Here is a 22652-nt window from a genome sequence, read left to right as displayed (position 1 = left end):
ACGCTGCGTAGGCGCCGCGAGAGCTTCTTCTGGCGCTCGCGGTACTCGGAAATGGCGAGCGCCGCCTCGCGCTTCAGCCTGTCGATGCAGTCGGCGACGAAAGGCAAGATCGGGCTCGGCTCGTCCAGCCCGGCGCGGAAGAAGCGCACCAGCATGCCCACAGCCTCGGCTTTCTTCTGCTGCGCGCCATCGGCGGCGCTGCCGGTGGCGTCGTAGCGCTTGCGCGCCTCCCGGTCCAGCAGCACGTCCTTGGCCTCGTTGATGGCACGCATGCGGGCCTCGCGATCGGGCTCCTTGCTGACGTCGGGGTGGTACTTGCGCGCGAGCTTCCGGTAGGCCTTGCGGATCTGGTCCTCGCTGGCCGTCGGCTCGACGCCCAGGGTCTCGTAGTGGGTCATGCGCCCGGTCCTTTCTGTTGTTCTGCTTGCTCGAGCTCGCCGATGGCCCAGCGCAGCGCCCCGAGCTCGGCGCGGTCGTGGTGGGCCTGTCGGTCGGTGTCGTCGGCGATGCGCCGCTCGAGGTGCTCGGCGCGGCGGCGCAGCAGCGCCAGCCGCCGCGCGGGCTTGCGGTTTTCGTTGGCGCTGCTGCGTGGCACGCTTAGGCCTTGCCGGTCAGGACCGTGTAGCCGCTCTCGGCGGTGACCTTCGCGACGTACTCCTTGAACGCGGCTTCGATGGCCTGCTCGTGGCGCTCCAGCTCAAACCAGAACTTCACGCTGGCAGAGTGCAGGCGGTACTTCAGGCGGGCGGTCAGCTTGAAGCCGTCACCGTTCTTGAAGAGGCGCAGGCCCAGCGTGAAGGTCTTCGGGATCTTGAATTCCCCGCTGGCGCCAGCCGTGGCGTCAATCGTCTCGTTGTAGACGAGCTGCGTCTGACCGTCCTGCAGGCGCTTGGCGGCCGAGAAGTTGATGCCGCTCGTGGCCTGGATGGTGGTGGCCACCGTCAGCAGGTTGGCGGCGTCTTCGCCTTGCAGATCCGCGAAGTTGTCCTCGATGAAGGTCGCAAACGTGGTCTGGTCCATCTGCACGGTGTTGGACGAGAGCCACTTCGTGGCTTCGGGCGTGAGCTCGGCCTTGAACGTCGCCTTGTGGTCGCGCCAGCCGGGGCCAGCCTTGGCGTCGTTGAAGACGGCCGTCAGCGTGCGCGAGTCCACGTCGGCGTAGATGTAGCCGGTTTTCTCCGCGCCCTGGTCCTTGGCGTAGGTCAGGAAGCTCGGCACATCGCCGAGCACCACCGTGCCCTTCTTGCGGTAGGGCGCGGCTTCGGCCTTCTCGACCTCCGCGGTCAGGTCGACGCGGTTGTAGCCGTTGGGCACGACGACGTGGTGGGTCTTCTCGACCTTGGTGGGCTTCAGGCCGGCGACGGCGAGGGCGGCGATGTGCTGCGCAGTGGCTTGGTTGAGTGCTTCGGTCATGGTCAGGTGGCGGTCTTGAAGGAAACGGGGGGTTGGGAGGCAACGTCGCGCAGCTCGAGGCTGTGCTGGCGCGGGTGCTGGCGGGTGGTTTCGCCGTCGTCGGTCAGCCAGAAGAAATCGGCCGGCTGTTCGGGCTTGGGCAGCTCGAGCTTCCGCTCGGCGGTGATGGTCACCTTGTCGACGCCGCCCTGGCTGCCCTTGACGGCAGGGGTGACCTTGATCTTCAGGGTCAGTGCGCCGGCTCGGCCGGTGTTCTGCACGGTCTGAAGGAGCTCCTTCAGGTCGGCAGTGAGCGCGGCATGGGTGCTGCCTTCGTTCAACTCGTTGATGAAAAGGGAGTAGGACTTCACTTCATGGTTTCCTTGGGTTGGTTGGGATGCGTGACAGCAAAAGGGATTCGGGGGCGTTGTTATTTGTTGGCGGCGCGCAGCGCCCATGTGTTGGCCGCGATGGCGTGCTCGAGCGCGGCATCGGTGGCCATCCACGCGGCGCTGCCGGGCTTGTGCTGTTCGCGCACCTTCTTGATTTCCAGCACCAGGGCGGCGGCTGCGCGCTTGATGTGCAGCGTGGTACCGGCGTCGTCATGGCGCTGGTTCACGAGGTCGCGCGCGCTGCGCTCGAGGTCCGGGCGGCAGCTGCCGCCCGCGTCGTACGTGCTGCCAGGAACCGCGTTCACCTTGTCGTCGGCAGGCGGAACGCTCGACGCCGCGGCGCCCTGGAGCGGCTTCTCGCCGACGAGCTCGCGGCGCAGGTTGCAGGCATCGCACAGCGGGTCATCGCACAGCGGGTTGGCCTTGTTGAAGGCCGCGGTTGCCTCGGCGCTGGGCGGCGGTCCCAGCAGGGCCATCAGCAGCGCAGCCGAGAGGCGCGTGGTGTCGCGGCCGGCGCCGGCGCGGGAATTGATCGAACCGAACATGAAAAACACTCCTTCGTAGAGCTGGGTTGGAAAGGGGGTCAGGCCGCGTGCGCGAACTGGGGGTTGTTGGCGGCGGCGAGTGCGCGCAGCGCACGCTCCTGGCTGTCGACCTCGGCCTTGAACTCAAGGAGGTCGGCTTCCATGGCGGCGATGTAGTTGTCGTCGCGCCTGATGCGAAGCAGATGCAGCGGGTAGCCGATCGCGCGCAGCGCGGGGCAATAGAAGCCCAGGTGCCACCAGTCGCGGCCGGTCACCCACATGCAGCCCTGCACTTGGTCCAAGACCTCATCGATGTTGTTCAGCAGCAGGACCGGGCGCAGGCTGGCCGGCGAGACGAAGCACTTGTATTCGCTGCCGCCCTTGGGGCCGATCAGGCCGTCGGCGCTGGCGCCGAATACGTTGTCCTCGGTGACCACGAACCCGGCGCGCTCGACCAGCACGCCCTCGAGGATCTGGTGCTCGGCGCGCGCCTCGGGCTCGAGCTCGTGGCCGCGCGACATCTGCCACGTCTCGTAGCCTTCGTCCATCGGCTCGCCGCTGATGCGCTCGAAGGCCACGCGGAAGGCGTAGTTCTTCGCGGTGTCGGAAATCTCGCCCACCTTCTCGCCGTCGAGCGCGCGCTTGACCGTCTCCGAAGTCGGCGCGGCCTTGTATCCGGCGATGACGCGCGCTTCTAGCTCGGACACGCCCTTGCGGATGGCGTCGACATACTTCTGCTGGCGCTCGTCCAGCCCGTTGACGCGCTGGCGGGCAATCTTGAAGTTGCTGGCGGTGATGACGCCGGCGCGGGCCTTGTGCCAGTCCTCTGAACCCTGCTCGCAGGGGATGACGCGGAAACTCATGTTGTTCTCCTGAAGTTGATGGGGATCAGCCGCCGAGCACGGCTTGGCGCTGCTCGAAGAGGGCTTCCAGGGCGGGCACCGCGTTGGCGTCCTGCACGTGGTTGATGAGGTCGGCGGCGATGTAGAGCGCGTCCAGATCCGGTGCGTCCTTCAGGCGCTGCTCGACCGTTGCGGCGGTGAAGACGGGCGCGCCGGTGGGCGCGGCCGCGGCCTGGCTGGGCGCCGGCGCCGCGGTGGGCTTCGGTGCTGGCGCTGGCGGCCGCGTGCGGCCGGTGGGCTTCGCGGGCGCATCGTTGGTCGCGGGCGCGGCGGTGGCCGGCGCAGCGGCGGGTGCCGTGGCTGCCGGCGTCTCGGTGGGGTTCTCGACGGTGCGCTTCGCATCGGCCTCGGCGCAGCGCTTCTGCAGGTCGTTGACTTCGCGCTCGAGCGCGCGGCGCGCCACGGGCAGCAGGCCCTTCCAGAAGTCGGCGAAGGCATCGCGGCCCTTGTCTGCGGCAGCGCGCGCGTCGTCGACCAGATCCTTGGGCGGCTCGGTCTGCGGCGGCACCACGTCGGCCGGGCCCATGAACACCGACGACGAAAGCTCGTCCGGCGTGTAGACGCCCAGGATCAACTCGGGGGTGTGCAGGCGGGCCCAGCGGTTGGTGCAGAGGTAGGCAATCTGCTGCCGCGGGTCTTCGGCCCACAGCGTCGAGTTGCGCGTGCGCGCCTGCGTCATCAGGATGGTGAGCTCACGCCACTCTTCCTCGCCGCGCACGAGGCCGCTCACGGTGACGCCCAGGCCCTGCTCGTCCTCGAGGCGCCAGTCCGGCACCATGTACTTCTTCGGGTTGCCGAAGTCGTCTTTCTTCGTGCGGCTCTCGACCTGCTTGAAGCGGCCGATGATCTTTTCCCACGGGCCGAACCACTGGTACTTCAGGCGCCCCTGCAGCAGGCTGCTGGTGTTGACCACGGCGGCGACGAGCTGCGCCTCGTAGCCCAGGTTGCCGTCGACCACGTAGGTCTTCTTTGCCACGACGAAGGGCGACATGCCCCAGCGCTGGGCCTGGAGCGCGACGGCCATGCAGTCGGCGATGTTGCCTTGCAGATGCTTCGGCACTGTCGCGCGACCCGACGCCATCATTTCGGCGAAGCGGTACATGGCATCCATGGCCGTGCTGTCGATCAGCGAGATACCGCTGTTCACGCGCGCCGGCGCAGGGAAGGAGGGAGCGGGGTTCAGCACTGCGGACAGATCCACGCGCTGGGCGGTTGCGGTTGTCATTTTTGGAATCTCCTGTGATGGGGGAAGGGTCAGAAGGGGAGCGGGTCGCCCGCTTCGGCGGCGACGAGGCGGTTGCCCGCGGCGATCAGGTCCAGGGTCAGCAGCCACTCGATGACCTTGCTTTCGTGCACGCGGTAGTGCAGCGACAGGACTTCGATGAGCTGGTCGTCGGTGGGGCGGAACTCGCGGCGCGGCGCGGCCGACGGGCGCAGCGGCGTGTAGCCGCCGAAGGAGCGCGGCGCGATCGCGGGCGCAGGGGCGGGAGCCGGTGCAGGCGCTTCCACGACGGCGGGGGCGCGCTCTTGCACTTCGTCCTCGTCCAGCAGGGCCTCGAGGCTGCTGGGCCCGGTGATCGTGGGCACCGGCTCGAGCTGCTGCTCGGCCTCGCTTTCCTCTTCCACCGCGGCGGTGAACAGATCCTGCAGATCGGGCAGCACCTGGGCGGTGATGCCGTAGGCCTCGCTGATGCGGTCCCCGTAGTCGTCGGCCTGCAGCTTGTTCAGCCCGTCGATGACCTCGCGCAGCACGGCCGCGCTGCTCTCCACGTGCGTGAGCGGCAGCGCGCGCAGCGCGTCGATCCGGTTGGCGATGCCCTCCCGCTTCGCCAGGGCCGCGGCACGACGGTCAAGCTCTTCCTGCTGGGCCTTCAACTGGTCGGCTAGGATCTTCGCGTTGGCGGCGGCGAGCTCGTTGGCTTCGGCCGAGGCCTGCATGCGCACCAGCCGGTCGCGCGTGCTCTGCCATGCGGTGCGTGCCTCTGCGAGCCGGGCCCCGAAGTCCTCTTCGGTCAGTTCGGTGTTGTCCAGCCACGCGATGGTTTCGCCGATGAACGAGGCCGGCTGCTCGGTGCACGCTTCGATGCGGCTGGTGATGTCGGCCAGGGCCTCATCGATGGCCTTGTTGCGCTCGGCTGCCTCGCGCTCGAGCCGCTCCTTTTCCTCGACGAGGCGCTTTTCTTCCGCCTTCACCTGGGAGTCAATCGGGTCTTCGACCGCTGCAATGCGCGCGATGATTGCCTCGCCGCGAAGTGCGATGGCTGCCTTCAGCGTGTTCAGCGGGCCCTTGGCGTTGGTGATCGCGTTCTGTGCTGCATAACGCGGCTTGCGCACTTCGGCGCGCGCCTCCTTGGCAGCCTTGAGGCCCTTGGAGGTCTGGATGTCGCCGAAGATGACGCCGCGATATTTCTTCTCGAGCGCTTGCAGGCCGGCCTCGACGGAATCGAACTCGGCGATGTTCTTGTTGACCTCGACGAGCGCCAGGGCGGTCGCTGTGGGCTTTGCTTCCACTGGAACGGCCGGTTCGTCTGCCGCAGCAGCAGGCGGGTCGACGTCGAAGGGCGGATCTTCGGCCGGGCGCGCAGTCGTGGAGTCGTAGACCACTTCGCCGTCGTCGTATTCCTGGGTGGCGAGAGTCATGCCAGTGCTCCCGGAGCGATGCGACGAAGGCGCAGCACCATGGCGGCGCCGAGCACCGTCACCAGCGCGCCGGCCAGGCCGTAGCCGCGAGCGGCGGGCACGTCGTACATGAAGGCAACGATGGGGTCGACATAGGCGCCGGCCAGGATGGCGATGCTTGCGAGAAGGGCGGCGAGGCCAATCAGGAGCACGGCAGTGCACAGGAACATCGCCACGTTCCAGTCGGTGCGCCCGTCGCTCGCGAACTCGCGGTAGCGCTGAATGTCGAGGCGTGGCTCGTTCGCTGCGCGGTGGTTGACGGCTACGAAGACGAACTCGCCTTCGCTGTGCTGGAAGGACGGCACCGCGCCCTCGATGGGCTGTAGCTCGAGAGGTTTGCTTTGGGCGTTCATGGTTGGCTCTCAGTGGTTGCGAAATGGGTGTGCTCGATGCGCTCCAGTCGGGCGCGGCTACGCGCGTCGTCGAGGGCATCGGCGGCGGCTTGTGCGGACGCCTGCGCGGCATCGGTTTCGGAGGGGGTTGCGTCGAGGTAGGCGCCAAGGCCGAGCCAAATCGCGAGGAAGAGGATGGCGAGGCAGACGTTCACGACCTGGGTGGCTATGGCTTCGAGGGCGGCTCTCACGGGGCGCCCGTCGAACTCAACACGGTCGGTGTCTTCGTCCCATACCGCGACAGCCATCAGCCGCTGCAGCGCCGTGCAAAGAGCGGCGCTCACAGCAGGCCGATTCCGTGCTGGGCATCCAAGCGCATCGCAGCGTCGGTGCACACGCGGTCATGGATGCCGTTGTTCTTGGCTTCGTTGACGGCGCGGTCGATCGCGAGAAGTTCATCTTCGGTCGACACCAACGCGGCGCACGGTCCGGTTGTTGGCACTGATCCAGCAGCCCGGGCGCGCGCGCCGCGCGGGATGCGGCGGAACGGAATTGCCATCGTTCACTCCTTACTGCGCCACGGGATGCGGCGTCGGAGTGCAGTTTAGAACAAGCTAAACAGAGAGGTCAAGCAAAACCTAAACAATTGAAGCAAGAGAAAAACCCAGCCGCAAGATGGGCAAAAAAAAGCCCGCTCGCGGCGGGTTTTTGATCGTGTGTTGCTCAGAGGTGTTTGGTATCGGCCTGCACCCGCTCAGAACTGCTCGCTCTTCCAGACAGTGAGCACCTTGCCCAGCACGGCAAAGTCCATGTCTGCGGTGATGTCGAAGGGGTCGTAATCGGGGTTCTTTGATTTCGCCCGTACGACCAAGCCGCTGGCGGTCGGAATGCGCTGGAGCGTCTTGATAAACCCATGCTTGCCGACGCGGAAAAAATACACGGCGTCGGTTTCGCAGACGGTCACGCCGCGGTCGACCAACAGAGGGTCGCCAGGGTTGAACATCGGCCGCATCGATGGGCCGAAGCCCGTGACGATGCAGAGGTTTTGCGGCCCTGTGTGGTGCCGGACATTCTGGCGTAGCCACTCATGGTCTACATGCCAGCTTTTGATTACGCCAGGCTGGTCGTCAAGTAGCAGCTTGCCGCCGCCCATCCCGCCACCGGCGTCGAATTGAGGTATCACGAGGTCACTTGAGTTCTTAGCGATGCTGGGTAGGCCTACGAGCTTCACGGGCGCTGCGCTGTCACTCGTGAACCCCAGCTCGAAATACCGAGGATCGCCAAGTTCCAGCTTGATCGCGATGCGCTTCGCTGAAAGCTCCCCGAAGGAGTCCTGCGGGTCCAGCAACTGGGTGACGCGGCCCTTGGACAAGCCGGCCGCCGCCGCAAATGCTTGTTGATTCCCCAGGTATGGCTTGGCCGAAATGAGCTCGCGCAGGCGCCGCTTACGGTGGAGTGTCATGTCGTCCATGTTGAGCAAAGCATAAACATTCATGGTTTAGGAAAGTCTTGACGGCCGGGTTTAGGCAAAGCTAAACTGCTGGTCATGAACCTCAAAACTTGGCTTGACGAAGAGCGAGGGCGCTATACGGCCCTAGCTGCTCACCTTGGTGTTTCTGTCGGCCGCGTGAGCCAGATGGCCGACAACGGATGCCCGACGAAATTCATGCTGAGCGTCCGCGATTTCACTGGTGGCGGCGTGTCGCTGGAGGAACTCGTCGAGGCGCGCACTCCCGAGCTGGCTCACAGCGACCTCTCCAGGGAGAGCGCGTAGGTGCAGATCAAGCCCATTGCCTCCCTTACCAGCCTCGAGGTCGTCGACCTCGCGCGCCAAGCGGCTGAACGCGGGGAGCGCATCAAAGACGTGAATCCATTTCCCCGGGGGACGCTCCAGCGGCGTGCCTTCACCCGCGCCTACGTCCAGCGCGCCCTCGAGCTGCGGCCGCACGCCGCGCTCTAACCCCTCGTTGTCATCGTCGAAGACGAAAGTACTCATGCCTGAATACTCATTGAGCACGCCTGAAAGGGCCAGAAAGATCGTGACGCACATCCGTCAGGCGGTGCAAGGCGCTGAAAGCCAGAAGGCGCTCGCCACTGCAATGGGAGTGAGCGAAGCGACCGTAAACCGCCTGTTGAACGATCACCTGGACAACTTCGCAGCCGTCCTCGCGCAGCTCGGCCAGAAGGTGGTCCCGGCCGACCACAAGTGCGTCGACCCCTCGACCTACGAGTTTCTGACGCGCAGCCACGCGCGAATCATGGAGCGCGCGCCCCATCTGATTTGGGACGTGGAGGAATGAGCGAGGGGAAGCCCGCAGAGCGGGCCATCAAGGTCGACCAGCCCGCGCCGGGCCCGCGTCCCCAGGTCAGCCTCTACCAGTGGTGGAAGCTGCCCTCCGGCCAGGTCGTGGAACTGCGCCGCATCGCCGGCCAGCACAACCCCGAGGTCACGGTGCGCAACGTCAACGAGAACGGCGAAATGGCGCCCGGCGAGTACGTCCTGACCCTTCGCTTTCTTGTGAACCACGGTCAGAAGGTCAAGGGATGAGGATGACCAACATCAATGGCGGATGGCGCCCGCTCGCGATCGCGCGCGAGAACGCCGATCGCTTTACGCCCGAGTTTCTGGCCTACCTGCCGGAGAACCTGCACGTCTACGAGGCCTTTGAGCGCGAGGCCTTCCGCGTCGTCGCGAAGGGCTTCCAACACTACAGCGCGCGCACCATCATCGAAGTGCTGCGGCACCACGCTGCGCTCGCCGAAGTGGGCGGGCCGTGGAAGCTCAACGACTGGCACACCCCGTACCTGGCGCGCCTGTTCGCGCTCGCGAACCCGGCTCACCGTGACCTCTTCGAGTTCCGCGAGGCGAAGGCGGTGCGCCGGCGTGAAGCCGCCAACGCCGACCACATGCACACCTCCGCAGGAGGCTCCGCATGCTGACCCCTCAGTTCCAACTCGGCCTGGCCGCGGAGCTGGTCGTGGATCTGTTCGCCGGTGGTGGCGGCGCGTCGACCGGCATCGAGCAGGCCATCGGCCGCCACGTCGACATCGCGATCAACCACGACCCGGAGGCCATCGCGCTGCACCAGGCGAACCACCCTCAGACCCGGCACTACGTCAGCGATGTGTTCGAGGTCGACCCGCTGCAGGTGACCGAAGGCCGGCCGGTGGGCCTCCTGTGGGCCAGCCCGGACTGTAAGCACTTCAGCAAGGCCAAGGGCGGCAAGCCCGTGAGCAAGAAGATCCGCAGCCTGGCCTGGGTAGTCGTGAAGTGGGCGAAGGCTGTGCGGCCGCGGATGATCTTCCTTGAGAACGTCGAAGAGTTCCAGACCTGGGGCCCGCTGACCGAGGACGGCATGCCGTGCCCGAAGCGCAAGGGCGAGACGTTCCGGGCGTGGGTCCGCGCGATGGAGCAACTGGGCGGCGTAGTCGAGTGCCGCGAGCTGCGCGCGAGCGAGTACCGGGTGCCGACCATCCGGAAGCGCCTGCTCATCATCATCCGGTTCGACGGCGAGCCGATCGTCTGGCCCGAGCCGACCAGCGCGAAGCCCGACAGCCTGCCGGTGCGCGCGAAGAAGCTGAAGCCCTGGCGCACCGCGGCCGAGTGCATCGATTGGGACCTCCCGTGCCCGTCAATCTTTGACCGCAAGCGTCCGCTGGCAGAGGCCACGCTGCGCCGAATTGCCAAGGGCGTGATGCGCTACGTTGTGGAGGCAGCCGATCCCTTCATCGTGCCGCTGACGCACCAGGGCGGCGACCGCACCGAGGACATCCGCGAGCCGCTGCGCACGGTTACCGGCGCCCAGCGCGGCGAGAAGGCGCTGATCGTGCCGACGCTGGTCCCATTCCTGACCGAGCACGCGAACGCATCGAATCAACGCACCTTTGCCGCCGACGAGCCGCTGCGCACCCAGTGCGCACAGGTGAAGGGCGGCCACTTCGCGCTCGTCTCTGCGTTTCTGGCACAGCACAACAACCACCGCGGCGTGGTGCCGAGTGACGGCCGGCCCGCGACCGCTCCGATCAGCACCATCACGGCCAAAGGCGCGCAGCAGACGCTCGTGACCAGCAACCTTGTGAAGCTGCGCGGCACCAGCACGGCGCAAGGCGTCTACGAGCCACTGCACACGATCAGCGCTCAGGGCACGCACTTTGCCGAGGTGCGCGCCTTCCTGCTGAAGTACTTCGGCACCGACCAGGATCCGCGGCTCGACGAGCCGATGCACACCGTCACAACGAAGGACCGCTTTGCGCTGGTGACCGTGCACGGCGAGGAGTACGCGATCGTCGACATCGGCCTGCGCATGCTGACGCCGCGTGAGCTCTACCGGGCCCAAGGCTTCGACGACAGCTACATCATCGACATCGAGGTCGAGGACCGACTGAAGTCGCTGCTGCTGGGCGAAAAGTTCATGAAGCGGCTCTCGAAGACGGCCCAGGTGCGCATGTGCGGGAACAGCGTGTGCCCGCCGCTGGCCGCGGCGATCGTGGCGGCGAACTATCGCGAGCTCGGGCAGGAAAGGGCGGTTGCGTGACCCAGCCAGTTCCATATCCCGCAGACGTGCGCGCCAAGGGCTGGCGCTTCGAGCTCGACCACGAGCGCATCGAGCAGTCGGACACGTGGGCGCTCGCGCCTCCCGAGCTGCGGCCGTGGCTGCTGATGCTGTGGCTGACCGCGTGGAAGCAGAGCCCGTGCGGCTCGCTGCCCGACGGCGATGACCTGATCGCCGCGCGCATCGGGATGCCGCTCAAGGCCTTCCAGAAGAACCGCGCCGTGCTGCGCCGTGGCTGGTGGCTTGCCGAGGACGGCAGGCTCTATCACGACACCATCATCAGCTTCGTGGTCGACATGATGACGCGCCGCCGCAAGGAGTCCGACCGCAAGGCGCTGGCCCGTGCAAAGACTCTCTCGGATTCCCCCGCCAATCCAGCCGGAGTCCCGCCGTTGTCCCACGGGACAGGCAAGGGACTCCACCCTGAATCCAGCACCGGAACCGGAACCGGAACCAGTACCCAAGTAGATACCCCCCCACCAGATGTTCGCGCGGAGCTGGTGGGGGTTGACGGGCAAAGCCCGACGAAAGCGGGAGCCATCTGCCGCGCCATCAAGGCCAAGGGCGTTGCCGACGTGAACCCGTCCAACCCGACCTTGCTGGCCTACATCGCCCAGGGCGTTCCCCTTGAGGTCTTCGAGGCCGCGGCGCAGACCTGCATCGATGCCAAGCCGCCGAAGGGCATGGCCTACCTGTTGGGCATCGTCAAGCGCCAGCTCGGCGAGGCAGCCGCGATCGCCTCCGGCGTCGGCATGCCCGAGAAGCCGTGGGACGAGAACCGCTCGACGATCGAGGCCAAGGGCGTTGAGCTCGGCCTGGGCAAGTGGGACGAGCACGACCTGAGCGCGAACCGCGAGACGTTCCTGGCCTACACGGCGCGCGTGCGCACTGCCGTCGAAGCCAGGGCAGGGGAGCCGGCGTGACCATGGCCCTCCTTGCCGCGCAGTTGCTGCACTCGCAGCGCCTCACCCACATGGCCGCATGCGCGGAGCGCGAGTTGCATCAGCGCGGCTTCGCCACCTATCGACCCGTGCTCAAGCAGATCGAGGACATCCGCGCGGAGGCCCGCGAGCTCGCCGGCAACTTCGCTGCCTTCGTCGACTATCACCCCGCGGCCAACGATGAGCCGCCATCACCATGACCATCGAAGTCCTAGCCCACTTCCCCCGCGTGAAGCGGGTACCGGTGCAGCTCAACCGCGAGCGCGCGCACCAGATCCTCGACGGCATGACGCGCGGCAAGTACGTCTCGCGCATCATGGTCGACCACTGTCTCCGCGCGACCGGCGACCTGCCGCCCGAGGCCTCCAAGCCGTTCACGCCGCAGCAGCGCCGCTACGCCAACTACGGGCGGACGGCATGAAGCGACAGCAACGAGGCATCAGCCTGATCGAGCGCGCTGTGATCGAGAAGGAGGTCCGCGCAACGTTCACGTCGGCGCAGTTCCACGCGCTGGCCGGCGACAACAGCAAGGAGATGGTCAACAAGGCCGGGCGCATCTTCTTCGTGGTGCTGGGCGCCGCGATCGCCGATGGCCTGGACGCCGACCTGCCCGACATCCGGATCTTGCGCGGCGCCTGCAATGCGATGTACGACCAGGCCGGCGAGACGCTCATCCCGCAGGAGCGCCGCGCGTCAATCGTGTCGGGCCTGATGGCGTGCGAGCGGCTGCTGCGCGAGCTCGACTACGACAGCGTGGTGAAGGAGGCCTACAAGCTGCACGGGCTGCTCAAGACGAGCCATGTGAACTGGCACCACTTCCAGCACCTTCTCTCCGCGGTGGCCGCATGAAGCAGGACGACCGCATTGCCGCCGTGGTGCCAGAGGGCGACAACGGCATCACCGCGCGCGAGGCCGCAACCCTGGCCGGCTTGCCTCCGGACGCCGCACAGAAGGCCATCCAGCGCCTGCTCACTGCCGGCCGCGTGCGCCGTCAGATCCCGCCGAGCTATCCGGCGCGCTACCTGCGCAACCGGGCGCCGGCGCTCGAGGCCTACGTGCCCACCACCACCGTGCAGCACGCGATGCGCACGGTGCCCAACTCCGTCTTCGCGCTCGCCAGATGATCGAGAACCACCCGAAGGACGCACACGGGAACCTGCAGATGTTCCCGGGGGCGCCGGCGCCCGACCAGCGTGCGCACTACGCCGCCACGCTGCAGCACCTGGTGCGCTTCGCCGAGCTCGACGCCGCCTATGCGCGCTGGCGCGCCCGGCAGATGTCGATGAGCGATCCGGAGTGGTTCGCCGCACTGCCTGACGCGCTCGACGCGGAGCTGGGCGCCAGGGGCGTGCGCATCCCCGGCGCCTACGTCGACCCCCGCTCCAAGTTGCCCGCGCTGCCGAAGGGCCCGCGCGGGCTGCCCAAGCACCGCTTCTTCCACGACGCCCTATGACCCTGCACCTTTCGGTCCCCCTCAAGCTCGGCAACGGGCAGAACGATCGCGAGCACTTCCGCGCGCGGCACCGCCGCGTGAAGGCCGAGCGCGATGCCGTGCAGTGGCAGCTCAACGGCAAGACACCGCCCCGCGGACCGGTGCGCGTGCTGCTCGTGCGTGTGTCGCCGCCGTCGGCCACCGGCTGGAAGGGCCTGGACGCACACGACAACCTGCGCGCATCCATGAAGGCGCCGGTCGACCAAGTGGCGCAGTGGCTCGGCCGCGACGATGCGGACCCGAGCATCACATGGGAGTACGGCCAGCGGGAAGGGGAGTGGGGGATGGAGCTTCACGTGGTGCCCCTGCCATGAAGGCGCTGGTGTTCTGTTGCCTCTACGGGGCGCTCTTCCTGGGCGCCTACACCGCCGCCAAGGTGAACCAGGCGCGCAGGCGCGCCGCCAACGCAAAACGGAAAGCACGATGAGAACGTTCACCATCACCCACGGCCGGCAATTCGAGGATCTGGCTCGATCGCTGCTGCCTTCGGTCATCGAAGAGACCCGCGACGGCGGCAAGGTCGAGCTGACCGTCAAGCGGCGCCGCGACACGAAGAGCCGGCTGCAGGAAGAGAAGTACCACGCCATGATCGGCGACATCGCCATGCAGGTCCGCATTAACGGCCGGGTTCTGCTGGCCGGCTCGTGGAAGCGCCTGCTCATCAACGCCTTCAAGCACGACACCCGGGACGACGACGACCTGCGCGAGCACTGGCTGAAGTTCGGTGATGACCTCGAGCTGCTGCCGGCGCTCAACAACGATGGCTATGTGGCGGTGGGGGAGCAAAGCCGCCGCTTCACCATGCCGCTGGGCAGCGCCTTCATCGAGTGGCTGTATGCCTTCGGCGCGGAGCATGACGTGCGCTGGTCGACGCCGAAGGCCTGGGGCCAGCGGCCGGAGCGCTGATGCAGTCGAAGAACAAGAAGGCTCCCGCCGTCGCCGAGAAGCTCCACATCGAGCGCGTGAAGCGCCTGCCGTGCTCGCTGTGCGATGCCCCGCCGCCGAGCGAGGCGCACGAGGTCAAGCAGGGCCAGTGGTTCACCAGCATCGGTCTCTGCCCCGACTGCCACCGCGGCGACCACAACGGCCTGCATGGGCGCCGGCACATGTGGCTCATCATGAAGATGGACGAAACCGACGCCCTGGCGGTGACCATCCGGCGCCTGATGGACGCGGCCAACGATGCCGCGCCAAAGTGGTCACCATGAATTTGGCGTAGAGACCAGGCGCTCATCTATGGCAAGCACACCCTGGCATACCACCGTTCGACCCCCCGACCGCCACGAGTTCCCGGCTAGATCCGGCCGCTGCCGTGGTATCCGTCCACGGTGTCGCGCGCTGGCGCGTGTCGTGAAGGTGTTTGGCGCTGCGCACCCGCACCACGCTTACCTGTTTGCCAATCGCCGGGCCAATCGCATGAAGGTCCTCGTGCAAGATGGCATCGGCATCTGGCTGTTCGCGCGTCGGCTGCACCAGGGCCGATTCCTCTGGGCGGAATACCGTCGTAGCTCGAATCGACCTCGACCAACGGAAGATCGAGGAGTAATAGCGTAGCCGCGCCTCGCGCTTGGCTCCTTCGGGTAGAAGCGCCCGCAGTCGATCAGCGTCTTGTCGGTCCAGGATGCTGTGCCGACGAGGATGGCCATGGCTGTACTTAGTCGGGAATGCTCTGAAGCTCGGCAAGGGTCGCACGAAGCTTGCCGAGCCCCTGCACCGCCGCTGCAAACTCGCCTGCCTCGACGCCTTGCTGGCTTAAGGACTCCAAGACAAACCGCTCGAAAGCATTTCCCAACTCGCCTTCGAGCATCTCATGATCTTCGAGGATGACATTCCCGAGCAGCAGGAGTTCGGCCAACGCTCGTGCTGGCCGGCGGTGCGACCGCTTGAAGTCAGCTCTCAGAGCCGTGATTTCATCACTCGTGACGGTCATGGTCGGCAGAGCTCCTCTGATGCTCAGGAAACTCATTCTGCAGGCTTCTCTACTCAGCTCAACCTACGGCTTGAGCCGCTCGATGACCCGCCTCTGCGGGAGTCGGGGCGATCTGAAGACTTTGGACTTCATGTCGGCATGCGGCCCTACCAGCATGCGCGCTGACCATGGCTGACTTCGCCAAAAACCCACGTTTTCGTTGTAGGACCGAACCCCCAATGCAGATGCGCCGCCCATCACAGCCGTACGATAAGGCCCAAGAGGCCCTGAAGGGGCGCTTCGCAGAATCCTGGGAGTACTAGCGGTTGCCGTGGACCCGATCAACGGCTCGCGACTCCCTTGACGAACAAGGGTAAGGAACTCATGGCCACATCCTCGAGCTCGCTCAATTTGTTGGCAAAGGCGGTAGATACCATTGAGCAGGCGGCCCACGATATTTTGGACAGCGAGCCCGATGTACCGTTCACTGCATCGACCGATCTGCTTTCTCTTAGCCCGAATGAAGCAGAGCGCATCCGCAGCAAGGAGGAGGCAAGCTATCGGACACGGCCCACGCTGTCGGCCATCCATTTCTGCCTGACCTCATCCATGGCAATGCTTGCCATTTGCCAGTCACTGATCGAGCAACCACCGACCCAGTCGCCGCGCGAACGCGAACGGCGGTGGAAGCAGCTGGCCTCTGATGCCAAGACGGCAGGTCGCACCGCCTACCGCGCGGCGCTCGTTCTTTCAGATCCTGCTGCGAATGAGGGCCCCGGGGGTCAAGGTGGTGCGTCCCCTAATGGCACATAGGCTATGCCGAGGTCCGAAACCCCGCGCCGCTCTTCGCGGCCACGCCAAGAGTCCGGTGCCCGGTGAAATCGGAAAGCATTAACGACGTCGCCGTTGACGGCGTCGGGCCGGCCTTCACGATGGCATTCCAGCCGATCGTGGACGTCGAGCGGCGGGAAGTATTCGCGCATGAGGCGCTCGTGCGAGGTGTTCACGGCGAAGGAGCGCTCCAGGTGCTCGGCAGTGTAGAGGCGCGTCATCGGTTTGCCTTCCACGAGGCATGCCGCGTGAAGGCAATCGAAATGGCGTCGATGCTCGGCATGCAATCCAGGCTGAGCCTCAACGTTGCTCCCAACGACGTTGCGGGGCCCACGGAGTGTTTTCATACCGCCATTCGCACGGCCGAGCGGGTCCGCTTTCCCATCGATCGCCTGATACTTGAGCTCACTGAAGGCGAACCCGTCGCCGATCTGCCCGCGCTGGCCGCGACTTTCCGAGCTTTCCAAAACTTCGGGTTCGCCTCTGCCATCGATGACTTCGGTGCTGCTTATGCAAGCTTTGAACTGCTGGCTGCTCTTCAACCGGACATCGTCAAGCTTGATAGGAGCTTTGTTCGAGACATCCATCTCAGCGCCGTGCGGTTCACCATCGTGAAGGGGGTCGTTGCGATATGCGACGAGCTTCGGATCAAGGTGATCGCAGAAGGCGTGGAAACTCCGGAAGAGGTCCAGGTGCTTCGCGGGCTCGGCGTGAGGCTGTTCCAAGGCTTCTTATTTGCCCGCCCCGGCATTGGCATGCTGCCGACTGTTGCCTGGAATGCGGCCTGACCAGACGCCCCTTCGGGGGCGTCTGTCGTTCACCGCCTCGTTGAAGTCACCCACCATCGCGTAGATCCGCTCGGCGATCCGCCGTCCCGTGCTGTTCCTGATCCTGTCCAGGGTGTTGTCCAGCGCTGGCTTCCACACATCCCCATTGGGGCCGAACATTGGACCGCGCCTAGTCAGGGCGAGAAGTATCCCCGACCACTCTTCGCGAATGCTGGGCGGCACCTCGTCTTCGGACAGCATGCGCAGATACCGGTGCGCGCCGCGCAGGCGATCGCGAACGTCTCCTTCCCCAACGGCGAGGCGGTAAAGCGCCGCGTGCAACTTCTCGCGGCATCGTTTGTAGTGGAGCACGGGCGGGAGCATCGTCGTCTTCCTTGCATCTGGTAGGTGGCGCGCACTGTACCCCGACCCCCCTTGCAACCCGCATCGCCGATTGCTGCAATCAGCCTGCGTTTTGCGAGTTGTCTCCTGTGATGTGCCGGCCGACCGGGCATCACCTTCACCCACCGGCTAATCCCCGGTGGGCTTTCTTTGCCACAGAAGAAACCGTCCCCCGCTCAAACCGAGAAAAAGGCACTGCCCCAGCCGAAGGGCAAGCCATCCCCCAAGAAGCCTGTCACCCCCGCCAAGAAGAGCCGCAAAGCCAAGGCACCAGCACCGGCACCAGCCACGCCACCAGCCACGAAGTGGCGAGTGGCGTCCCCACAGCCAGCAGCCTCTGCGGAGCCGCAGCAGACCCCCGAAGTTCCAGGAAAGCCGGAACCAGGGCGGGCTCTGATGGTCATTCCGCAGCCCGAGCCGCTGTCGCCGTGGGCGCAGTTCAAGGCTGACATGCCGGCCAGCTACGACGACTTCATCACCTTCATCGTCAAGGGCGGGCACATGGCCGCTTTCTGCGACGAGAGGGGGATCAACTACACGACGCTTTTGGGGTTCGTGAACGGCGACCCGCCCCGTTCTGAGATGTACGCGCACGCACGCGAGGCTCGGGCGGACGTGATTGCTGACGAAATCGTGGCGATCGCGGATGAGGCGGAAGTGGTCGCGGTGATGAAGGGGAACCGCATAGAGCTCGTGCTCGATGCGACCGCCGTGGCCCGCAACAAGCTGCGCGTGGATGCCCGGAAATGGACCGCCTCGAAGCTCAAGCCGCGCACCTACGGGGACAAGATCGAGCTGGGCGGCACGGTCAATCACAAGACCATGAGCGACGAGCAGCTCATCGAGCGTCTGGCCGCGTTCGGTGTGCACGTGGGCAGCGTCACGCCGCAGCAGCAGGGGCCGAGCGACGATGCTTAGCCTGGCCGCACCGACGCCGCAGCGCGGCGTATTCGACCTCACGACGCTGACGCCCGACCAGCGCCTGCAGCTCACCGGCCTGATCGATGAGCTCGAGCGCCGGCGCAAGACGCGCCTGATTGAATCGATCTTCCCGGACACGGGCCCGCTTCGCCGCGAGCTCTATCCGCGACACCTCGAGTTCTTCCTGTCGGGCGCGATCAACGACGAACGGGTGTTCATGGCGGGCAACCGCGTCGGGAAGACCGTCGCGGCCGGCACCGAGCTCTCCTACCACCTGACGGGCAAGTATCCGCACTGGTGGCGCGGCCGCCGCTTCAACCGGGCCATCCGCGCCCTGGCCAGCGGCGACACGCACGACACCACGCGGGACATCATTCAGGACAAGATGCTCGGCGGCACGACCGACGAGACGCTGTACGGCACCGGCCTGATCCCCGGGGATTGCATCGTCGGCTGGACGAAGCGCATGGGCGTGCCTGGCGCCGTCGAGAAGATCACCGTCAAGCACGTCAGCGGCGAGAACAGCGAGCTCTGGCTGCGCAGCTACGTGCAGGGCCGCAAGATCTTCCAGGGCTTCGAGCTCGACGTCTTTTGGCCGGACGAAGAGTGCCCCGAGGACGTGTACGAAGAGGGGCAGGTCCGCCTGTTGACCACGGGCGGCATCTCCATGCTGACCTTCACGCCGCTGAACGGGCTCACGACGCTCGTTCAGGCTCTGACCAGCAACGACCCCGACAAGCCGGCCATCAGCCGCGACGTGATCCAGTGCGGGTGGGACGACGTGCCCCACCTTTCGGAGGTAGCGAAGGCCAAGCTGCTGTCGAAGCTCATGCCCCACCAGCGGGACGCGCGCACGAAGGGCATTCCCGCGCTCGGATCTGGCGCCATCTACCCGGTGCCCGAGTCCGACATCGTGATTCCGGACATGGCGCTGCCGGACTACTGGCCTCGAGCCTATGGCTTCGACGTGGGCTGGAACCGCACGGCAGCCATTTGGGGTGCGCTCAACCGCGAAGCGGACGTGCTGTACCTCTACAGCGAGCACTACCGCGCCCACGCCGAGCCCAGTGTGCACGTGGCCGGCATCAAGGCCCGCGGCGACTGGATTCATGGCGCGATCGACCCCGCCAGCCGTGGCCGGCAGCAGAAGGACGGCGAGCAGCTCTTCCAGTCGTACACCGACCTGGGCTTGAACATCGCCATGGCCGACAACGGCGTGGAGTCAGGCCTCTACGACGTGTGGGAGCGCATGTCGACCGGGCGCCTGAAGGTGTTCCAGAGCTGCCGCAATTGGATCGACGAATACCGGATCTACCGCCGCGACGACAAGGGCCGGATCGTCAAAGAGCGCGACCACTTGATGGACGCAACCCGCTACCTCGTGAAGACCGGCGTGCAGCTCGCCCGCGTGAAGCCGCGCCAGCGTGATGCCACGCGCTCGGGCTCATGGAGGACGGCGTGACCAGGAAGCCGATGAAATGACCGTGACCTACTTCGAGCAACACCTACGCGGCACCCCAGCCGTGCCCCCGTCGGCCTTCGACCGGCCTGTCGTGCTGCGCCTGCCCATGCCGCCCCTTCCGCAGGACGCAGAGCAACGGCTGCTCGAGGCCAGCGAGCAGGAGCAGCGCCGCAGCGATGAGCTCGCGTGGAAGCTGACCCACAACCGCCTCTTCCCTGGATGGGCACTGCCTGTCGACCACCACTAAGGAGCCCACCGGATGAGCGACGTATCCCTACTTGGCCCCAGCGGCACGCCCTATGTCGACCTGAGCGGTGCGCGCGCGTGGCGCGAGTTCAAGAAGGGCGACATGGTGTGCAGCCTGCAATGGCTCGACCTGCAGGCCCATGACCCCAACTTCCCCGAGGACGGGCCCATCCCCTGCATGGTGCTGCACCACGCCTTCCGGCGCCTCGAGGTGGGCGCGCACGTGATCCCGCAGCGCTACGCCTACCTGTACGGCGCGCGCGAGGGAAAGCCCACCTTCCACTTCTTCCGCGGCGTCTGTGATGCCTGCGAGACGCTCGGCTTCGACAAGAACGACAAGGCCGCGCAGCACCGAATGATGGATCTGGTTATCGAGGCCATGCCTGACCTGATCTTCATGCCGCTCGAGCAGCCCCCCGCGCTCGAAATCAAGCGCCACCGCCTCGGTATCGAGGTCACGGCGCGCAACAACGGCAAGACGCTGCACAGCGAGGTCATCTGATGTTTGACGATCTTTCCAGCACCGTCTCCGCTCCCCCGGCCGAAGGCCAAGCCCGTGGCGAGGGCGACAGCCTCACCCAGTCGATCAAAGCCGCGAGCCCGCAGGACGGCACGCCCGACGCCGGCACGCAGCACCGCCACCACGTGCTCATGGACCTGCTGGAGTACGAGGCGGAGCGCCAGGCCGAAGAGCGCATCCAGATGCAGATCGATGAGGACTACTACGACCATCTGCAGTGGCGCCCGGAGGACGCGCGCGCGCTCATGGACCGCGGTCAGGCGCCGCTCGTGTTCAACGAGAGCCGGCAGACCATCGACTGGATCAGCGGCACCGAGAAGCGCATGCGCAAGGACTACAAGGTGCTGCCGCGCGAGCAGGACGACGAGCAGGGTGCCGAGCTGAAGACCAAGCTCATCAAGTTCACCGACGACGCCAACCTCACCCAGTGGCACCACTCGAAGTGCTTCAAGCAGGCCTCCACTGCTGGCCTGTCGTGGATGGAAGAGGGCATCAACCCGGACCCCGAGCAGGAAATCATCTATTCGGGCATGGAGGACTGGCGCAACGTCTACCGCGACAGCCACAGCCGCAACATCGACATGAACGTGGATGCGCGCTACCTGTTCCGGCGCCGCGTCATTGACCTCGACTATGCGATCGCGCTGCTGCCGAAGCACGAGGCGCACCTCCGCGCCATGGCCGGGCGCATGGACGAGGACCAGGAAGGCGACGACATCTGGTACTTGGGCCGAAAGCTCACCGGCGCCAGCGAGACGGAGTGGGCAGGGGAGAACCTGAACGGCTTTGGCGATCGCGCGGCCTACATGGCGCGCAACGGCTACTTCGACTACGCGCGCCGGCGCAGCGTCGAGCTGCTGGAGTGCTGGTACAAGGTGCCCCAGCGCGTGAAGGTGTTCGCCCAGTCGAAGCTGCAGGGCAAGGTGGTGAACCCGGACGACCCGGTGCACGCCGAGGCGCTGCAGGCCGGCACGCAGATCTACGAAGCGGTCAAGATGCGCATGCGCGTGATGATCGCCACGAAGGCGGCGCCCATGATCGACATGGCGAGCCCCTTCCGCCATGGCCGCTTCCTGCTGGTGCCCGTGTATGCCTACCGCCGCGCGCGCGATGGCCTCGCCTACGGGCCGATGCGCGGCATGCGCGACATTCAGGACGACCTGAACAAGCGCCGCTCGAAGGCGCTGTATGCCCTGAGCTCCAACCGCATCGTCATGGACCACGGCGCGGTGGACGACATCGAGGACGTGCGCGTGGAGGCGGCGCGCCCCGACGGCATCATCGTGAAGAACGTCGGCAAGGATCTGAAATTCGAGAAGCCGGTGGGCGACTACCAGGGCAATCTCGAGCTGGCGGCGCAGGACAGCCTGCTCCTGCGCAACGTGGGCGGCGTGACCAACGAGAACCTGGGCCAGGACACCAATGCGCAGTCCGGCAAGGCCATCGGCCTGAAGCAGGACCAGGGCAGCCTCACCACCGGCGAGCTCTTCGACAACTACCTGCTCGCAAAGCGCCAGGCCGGCCGGCTGCGCCTCTCGCACATCGAGCAGTTCTACACCGAAGAGAAGGCCATCCGGATCGTGGGCACGCGCAAGCCCATCGAGTGGCTGACCATCAACCGCTTCGACCCAGGCACGGGCCAGATCCTCGACGACGTGACCGCGCGCGAGGCGGACTTCCACATCGACACGCAGGACTACCGCGCATCCATGGCGCAGGCTGCGCTCGAGCAGATGTTTGACCTGCTCGGAAAGATCGCCCAGTTCGCGCCCCAGGTGGTGCTCAACGTGCTGGACCTGATCGTCGAAACGGCGGATCTGAAGGACAAAGACGAGTGGGTGGCGCGCATTCGCAAGCTCAATGGCCAGCGCGACCCGAGCAAGCCGCCGACGCCCGAAGAGAAGGCCGTCGAAGAGGCCACGATCGCCAAGCAGCAGGAGCAGGAGCAGCTCGCCACCGATACGGCCAAGGCCACGCTGGGCAAGATCCAGGCGGACATCGACCTCGTGCGCTCGCAGATGGCGAAGATGGACGTGGAGAGCGTGCTCAAGCGCGTCGAGTCCATGTACAGCGCGCTGCAGGCCGCTCAGATCGTGGCCCAGGTGCCCGGCGTGGTCCCGGCAGCCGACGAAATCTCGAAGAGCGCAGGCCTCGAGGACAAGAACCCGGGCGGCATCCCTGCTTCCGAGTCCATGGCGCAGGCCATCACCCCGCCGCAGCCGCAGCTCCCCGCGCCGACCGAAGGCGCACCCCCCGAGTCCCTTGCCCCCAGCCCGCCCGAAGGCGCGCAGGGCGGCATGGAGACGCTGACCGGTGCCGACAACGCGCCCCCACCCGCAGCCATTGACCCGGCCGCGCTTCCCCCGCAGTGATTCCCCCTGAAAGGC

At 66.2% G+C, this 22652-nt stretch carries 34 protein-coding genes and 3 pseudogenes; 21 read left to right on the top strand and 16 right to left on the bottom strand.

What is annotated here, in order from left to right; translation table 11 throughout:
• Window positions 1-179: 179 nt before the first annotated feature.
• The 13 genes and pseudogenes from ACSQ86_RS19185 to ACSQ86_RS19125 form a co-directional block, all read right to left on the bottom strand.
• Window positions 180-398, bottom strand: a pseudogene (locus ACSQ86_RS19185) (DnaJ domain-containing protein); the annotation flags it as partial.
• A complete protein-coding gene (locus ACSQ86_RS19180; RefSeq protein ID WP_436309443.1) occupies window positions 395-595 on the bottom strand; it encodes a hypothetical protein in 201 nt (66 codons plus the stop codon). The gene ACSQ86_RS19180 and the pseudogene ACSQ86_RS19185, both read right to left, overlap by 4 nt.
• 2 nt (window positions 596-597) lie before the next feature.
• Window positions 598-1413: a DUF2303 family protein gene (locus ACSQ86_RS19175; protein ID WP_436309442.1), complete on the bottom strand. Its 816-nt coding sequence runs from the start codon at window positions 1411-1413 to the stop codon at window positions 598-600.
• A 2-nt stretch (window positions 1414-1415) separates the two neighbouring features.
• On the bottom strand, window positions 1416-1763 hold the full coding sequence (locus tag ACSQ86_RS19170) for a hypothetical protein (RefSeq protein ID WP_436309441.1): 348 nt from the start codon (window positions 1761-1763) through the stop codon (window positions 1416-1418).
• 59 nt (window positions 1764-1822) lie between these two features.
• Window positions 1823-2329, bottom strand: coding sequence for a hypothetical protein (locus ACSQ86_RS19165; RefSeq protein ID WP_436309440.1), 507 nt, complete (start codon window positions 2327-2329; stop codon window positions 1823-1825).
• Between the two features lie 38 nt (window positions 2330-2367).
• Window positions 2368-3171 (bottom strand): lambda exonuclease family protein, encoded by an 804-nt coding sequence (locus ACSQ86_RS19160; protein ID WP_436309439.1) that lies wholly within the window; start codon window positions 3169-3171, stop codon window positions 2368-2370.
• A 25-nt stretch (window positions 3172-3196) separates the two neighbouring features.
• Entirely contained in the window at window positions 3197-4435 is a 1239-nt protein-coding gene (locus tag ACSQ86_RS19155) for a RecT family recombinase (RefSeq protein ID WP_436296269.1), read from the bottom strand.
• A 29-nt stretch (window positions 4436-4464) separates the two neighbouring features.
• On the bottom strand, window positions 4465-5850 hold the full coding sequence (locus ACSQ86_RS19150) for a hypothetical protein (RefSeq protein WP_436296268.1): 1386 nt from the start codon (window positions 5848-5850) through the stop codon (window positions 4465-4467).
• Window positions 5847-6242 carry a hypothetical protein gene (locus ACSQ86_RS19145; RefSeq protein ID WP_436296267.1) on the bottom strand — a complete coding sequence of 132 codons (396 nt, stop codon included), beginning with the start codon at window positions 6240-6242 and terminating at the stop codon, window positions 5847-5849. Before ACSQ86_RS19145 ends, ACSQ86_RS19150 begins: the two co-directional genes overlap by 4 nt.
• Window positions 6239-6565 (bottom strand): hypothetical protein, encoded by a 327-nt coding sequence (locus tag ACSQ86_RS19140; protein ID WP_436296266.1) that lies wholly within the window; start codon window positions 6563-6565, stop codon window positions 6239-6241. The genes ACSQ86_RS19145 and ACSQ86_RS19140 overlap by 4 nt, the downstream gene beginning before the upstream one ends.
• Window positions 6562-6780, bottom strand: a complete 219-nt coding sequence (locus ACSQ86_RS19135) for a hypothetical protein (RefSeq protein WP_436309438.1) — start codon at window positions 6778-6780, stop codon at window positions 6562-6564. Before ACSQ86_RS19135 ends, ACSQ86_RS19140 begins: the two co-directional genes overlap by 4 nt.
• A 195-nt stretch (window positions 6781-6975) precedes the next feature.
• A complete protein-coding gene (locus tag ACSQ86_RS19130; protein WP_436309437.1) occupies window positions 6976-7692 on the bottom strand; it encodes a S24 family peptidase in 717 nt (238 codons plus the stop codon).
• 123 nt (window positions 7693-7815) lie between these two features.
• On the bottom strand, window positions 7816-8217 hold the full coding sequence (locus tag ACSQ86_RS19125; protein ID WP_436296263.1) for a hypothetical protein: 402 nt from the start codon (window positions 8215-8217) through the stop codon (window positions 7816-7818).
• On the opposite strand from ACSQ86_RS19125, the gene ACSQ86_RS19120 reads away from it, so the two are divergent.
• From ACSQ86_RS19120 to ACSQ86_RS19055, 14 genes and pseudogenes are all read left to right on the top strand, one after another.
• Window positions 8216-8521: a hypothetical protein gene (locus ACSQ86_RS19120; RefSeq protein ID WP_436296262.1), complete on the top strand. Its 306-nt coding sequence runs from the start codon at window positions 8216-8218 to the stop codon at window positions 8519-8521. The genes ACSQ86_RS19125 and ACSQ86_RS19120 overlap by 2 nt on opposite strands.
• Window positions 8518-8769, top strand: coding sequence for a hypothetical protein (locus ACSQ86_RS19115; protein WP_436296261.1), 252 nt, complete (start codon window positions 8518-8520; stop codon window positions 8767-8769). Before ACSQ86_RS19120 ends, ACSQ86_RS19115 begins: the two co-directional genes overlap by 4 nt.
• Complete coding sequence (locus ACSQ86_RS19110) at window positions 8766-9161, top strand: hypothetical protein (protein ID WP_436309436.1); 396 nt, start codon at window positions 8766-8768, stop codon at window positions 9159-9161. The genes ACSQ86_RS19115 and ACSQ86_RS19110 overlap by 4 nt, the downstream gene beginning before the upstream one ends.
• Window positions 9155-10756 (top strand): DNA cytosine methyltransferase, encoded by a 1602-nt coding sequence (locus ACSQ86_RS19105; protein WP_436309435.1) that lies wholly within the window; start codon window positions 9155-9157, stop codon window positions 10754-10756. The genes ACSQ86_RS19110 and ACSQ86_RS19105 overlap by 7 nt, the downstream gene beginning before the upstream one ends.
• A gap of 26 nt (window positions 10757-10782) precedes the next feature.
• Window positions 10783-11697, top strand: coding sequence for a hypothetical protein (locus ACSQ86_RS19100; protein ID WP_436296258.1), 915 nt, complete (start codon window positions 10783-10785; stop codon window positions 11695-11697).
• Window positions 11698-11699: 2 nt separating this feature from the next.
• On the top strand, window positions 11700-11915 hold the full coding sequence (locus ACSQ86_RS19095; protein ID WP_436296257.1) for a hypothetical protein: 216 nt from the start codon (window positions 11700-11702) through the stop codon (window positions 11913-11915).
• Window positions 11912-12136 (top strand): hypothetical protein, encoded by a 225-nt coding sequence (locus ACSQ86_RS19090; protein ID WP_436296256.1) that lies wholly within the window; start codon window positions 11912-11914, stop codon window positions 12134-12136. The genes ACSQ86_RS19095 and ACSQ86_RS19090 overlap by 4 nt, the downstream gene beginning before the upstream one ends.
• Entirely contained in the window at window positions 12133-12564 is a 432-nt protein-coding gene (locus ACSQ86_RS19085; RefSeq protein ID WP_436296255.1) for a hypothetical protein, read from the top strand. Before ACSQ86_RS19090 ends, ACSQ86_RS19085 begins: the two co-directional genes overlap by 4 nt.
• Window positions 12561-12839, top strand: a complete 279-nt coding sequence (locus ACSQ86_RS19080; RefSeq protein WP_436296254.1) for a hypothetical protein — start codon at window positions 12561-12563, stop codon at window positions 12837-12839. The genes ACSQ86_RS19085 and ACSQ86_RS19080 overlap by 4 nt, the downstream gene beginning before the upstream one ends.
• The gene (locus ACSQ86_RS19075) at window positions 12836-13168 is read left to right on the top strand and encodes a hypothetical protein (protein ID WP_436296253.1); all 333 of its coding nucleotides are present in this window, start codon (window positions 12836-12838) and stop codon (window positions 13166-13168) included. Before ACSQ86_RS19080 ends, ACSQ86_RS19075 begins: the two co-directional genes overlap by 4 nt.
• On the top strand, window positions 13165-13521 hold the full coding sequence (locus tag ACSQ86_RS19070) for a hypothetical protein (RefSeq protein WP_436296252.1): 357 nt from the start codon (window positions 13165-13167) through the stop codon (window positions 13519-13521). Before ACSQ86_RS19075 ends, ACSQ86_RS19070 begins: the two co-directional genes overlap by 4 nt.
• A 109-nt stretch (window positions 13522-13630) precedes the next feature.
• Entirely contained in the window at window positions 13631-14113 is a 483-nt protein-coding gene (locus tag ACSQ86_RS19065) for a recombination protein NinB (RefSeq protein ID WP_436296251.1), read from the top strand.
• Window positions 14113-14415, top strand: coding sequence for a hypothetical protein (locus ACSQ86_RS19060; protein WP_436296250.1), 303 nt, complete (start codon window positions 14113-14115; stop codon window positions 14413-14415). Before ACSQ86_RS19065 ends, ACSQ86_RS19060 begins: the two co-directional genes overlap by 1 nt.
• A pseudogene (locus tag ACSQ86_RS19055) lies at window positions 14390-14650 on the top strand (hypothetical protein); the annotation flags it as partial. The gene ACSQ86_RS19060 and the pseudogene ACSQ86_RS19055, both read left to right, overlap by 26 nt.
• 49 nt (window positions 14651-14699) lie before the next feature.
• Here the strand turns inward: ACSQ86_RS19055 and ACSQ86_RS19050 are convergent.
• Both ACSQ86_RS19050 and ACSQ86_RS19045 read right to left on the bottom strand, forming a co-directional pair.
• A pseudogene (locus ACSQ86_RS19050) lies at window positions 14700-14853 on the bottom strand (DUF72 domain-containing protein); the annotation flags it as partial.
• Between the two features lie 8 nt (window positions 14854-14861).
• Window positions 14862-15173, bottom strand: coding sequence for a hypothetical protein (locus ACSQ86_RS19045; RefSeq protein ID WP_436296249.1), 312 nt, complete (start codon window positions 15171-15173; stop codon window positions 14862-14864).
• A gap of 327 nt (window positions 15174-15500) precedes the next feature.
• On the opposite strand from ACSQ86_RS19045, the gene ACSQ86_RS19040 reads away from it, so the two are divergent.
• Window positions 15501-15929: a hypothetical protein gene (locus tag ACSQ86_RS19040; protein ID WP_436296248.1), complete on the top strand. Its 429-nt coding sequence runs from the start codon at window positions 15501-15503 to the stop codon at window positions 15927-15929.
• A 62-nt stretch (window positions 15930-15991) separates the two neighbouring features.
• On the top strand, window positions 15992-16735 hold the full coding sequence (locus ACSQ86_RS19035; protein ID WP_436296247.1) for an EAL domain-containing protein: 744 nt from the start codon (window positions 15992-15994) through the stop codon (window positions 16733-16735).
• Here ACSQ86_RS19035 and ACSQ86_RS19030 read toward each other — a convergent pair.
• Window positions 16679-17098 (bottom strand): hypothetical protein, encoded by a 420-nt coding sequence (locus ACSQ86_RS19030; RefSeq protein ID WP_436296246.1) that lies wholly within the window; start codon window positions 17096-17098, stop codon window positions 16679-16681. The genes ACSQ86_RS19035 and ACSQ86_RS19030 overlap by 57 nt on opposite strands.
• A 414-nt stretch (window positions 17099-17512) precedes the next feature.
• Between ACSQ86_RS19030 and ACSQ86_RS19025 the strand changes: the two genes are divergently transcribed.
• Genes ACSQ86_RS19025 through ACSQ86_RS19005 form a run of 5 tightly spaced genes read left to right on the top strand, consistent with a single transcriptional unit; the run spans window position 17513 to window position 22637 of the window.
• Window positions 17513-18034 (top strand): hypothetical protein, encoded by a 522-nt coding sequence (locus tag ACSQ86_RS19025; protein ID WP_436309434.1) that lies wholly within the window; start codon window positions 17513-17515, stop codon window positions 18032-18034.
• Entirely contained in the window at window positions 18027-19499 is a 1473-nt protein-coding gene (locus tag ACSQ86_RS19020) for a terminase large subunit domain-containing protein (protein WP_436309433.1), read from the top strand. Before ACSQ86_RS19025 ends, ACSQ86_RS19020 begins: the two co-directional genes overlap by 8 nt.
• 16 nt (window positions 19500-19515) lie before the next feature.
• A complete protein-coding gene (locus ACSQ86_RS19015) occupies window positions 19516-19746 on the top strand; it encodes a hypothetical protein (protein WP_436309432.1) in 231 nt (76 codons plus the stop codon).
• Between the two features lie 12 nt (window positions 19747-19758).
• A complete protein-coding gene (locus ACSQ86_RS19010) occupies window positions 19759-20247 on the top strand; it encodes a hypothetical protein (protein WP_436309431.1) in 489 nt (162 codons plus the stop codon).
• Complete coding sequence (locus ACSQ86_RS19005) at window positions 20247-22637, top strand: portal protein (protein WP_436309430.1); 2391 nt, start codon at window positions 20247-20249, stop codon at window positions 22635-22637. The genes ACSQ86_RS19010 and ACSQ86_RS19005 overlap by 1 nt, the downstream gene beginning before the upstream one ends.
• Window positions 22638-22652 lie beyond the last annotated feature (15 nt).

Source organism: Variovorax sp. LjRoot130 (assembly GCF_964253755.1).
Lineage (GTDB): Bacteria > Pseudomonadota > Gammaproteobacteria > Burkholderiales > Burkholderiaceae_C > Variovorax.
The sequence above is the reverse complement of the archived record's forward strand: the minus strand, read 5'-3'. Positions and strand labels throughout refer to the sequence as shown.